At 46.2% G+C, this 1,222-nt stretch carries 2 protein-coding genes; both read right to left on the reverse strand.

What is annotated here, in order from left to right; translation table 11 throughout:
- Positions 1-435, reverse strand: a 435-nt coding sequence (locus R7Q48_RS24420; protein WP_318132681.1) for a transporter substrate-binding domain-containing protein, incomplete at its 3' end; no start/stop codon positions are given.
- A gap of 134 nt (positions 436-569) precedes the next feature.
- Positions 570-1,222: outer membrane protein assembly factor BamD (locus R7Q48_RS24425; protein WP_318132682.1), on the reverse strand; the 653-nt coding region annotated here is incomplete at its 5' end.

The following is a 1,222-nucleotide window of genomic DNA, read 5'->3' on the forward strand; positions in this document are numbered from 1 at the left end:
GATGGTTGGAGTACTTTTGTTGGTGATCACCCACTCTTCGATGCCGGATAAGATTGGGGTACTGAAGTCGACTTTTTGTTTGCGGGCCTCTGTGATCGTCAAGTTTGCCACCACTAAATCACCAGAGCCGTTCTCGAGAGAAGGGAGCAATTGGTCTCGCGCTAGAGGGATGATTTGTACGTTCAGTTTGGGTTTGCTTTTGCGTAAATCTTTTTCAAAGTGAGCCAGCAGCTCTGCGCCAATCCCTTTTGGTGTTCCTCCTTCGATATAGTAGAAGCCTAAATCGGCAGAGACTAAAACGCGCAATACGTTTTTCTCTTTGATGACATCTAAGTCACCCGTGTACGGAGGCTGTTTTAATGGTGAGATTTCCAAAGCGTAAACGGACGCCGACAACAGAAAGAACAGCATTGCCCAAAACTTAGATATGGTCACGTTCACGTCCAGTTTAATGGTGGAGTAGAACTCTAAGCATAAGTTGTGCTCAAAAAATCATCAAGATTGTTCAAAGAGAAGGAATTGGTGGTAGAAAACAAAACCGCCACAGTTTGAGCTGTGGCGGTAGGCGTTTATTTGACAGGATTTAGCTTAATGAGCGCTTCTGTTCTTGCAACGGCATCTTCTAGTTGCAGCTGCTTGTAGGCTTCCAGCTGAATTTCTAACGATTTGCGAGCTGCTTCTGTATCAGGGAATGATTTTTGAAGCTCTTGGCTACGGTTAATGGCAGCAATCCATGCTTCACGGCGAAGGTAAAAATCAGCGGTAGCTAAATCGTAATTCGCTAAGCGGTTTTTCAAGGCCACCATGCGTTTTTGTGCATCTTCCGCATATGGGCTGTTTGGATAACGTTGAAGCAGCTTCTTAAAGTCATCAAATGCTTTTTTCACGGGCTCTGGGTCGCGGTCGCTACGATCGATGTTAAACAGGTCGTGCATAAAGTTACGATCTTGAGCCATGTGGCTCAGGCCACGCATGTAAAGCACCCAGTCCATTTTTTCATGGGTAGGGTTTAGGCGCATAAAGCGAGAGATGGTTGCTAAGCCTAACGCTAGGTCGTCGTTTTTGTAGTATGCGTAAATAAGGTCAAGTTGCACCTGTTCAGAGTAGGCACCAAATGGGTAACGTGAGTCTAACGCTTCCAGTTCCTCAATCGCAGAAAGCCAGTTGCCACTTGGAAGTGAGACTTGTGCGTCTGCATACAGTTCCGAAGGTGGCACATCAG

Source organism: Vibrio sp. 378, assembly GCF_033339435.1.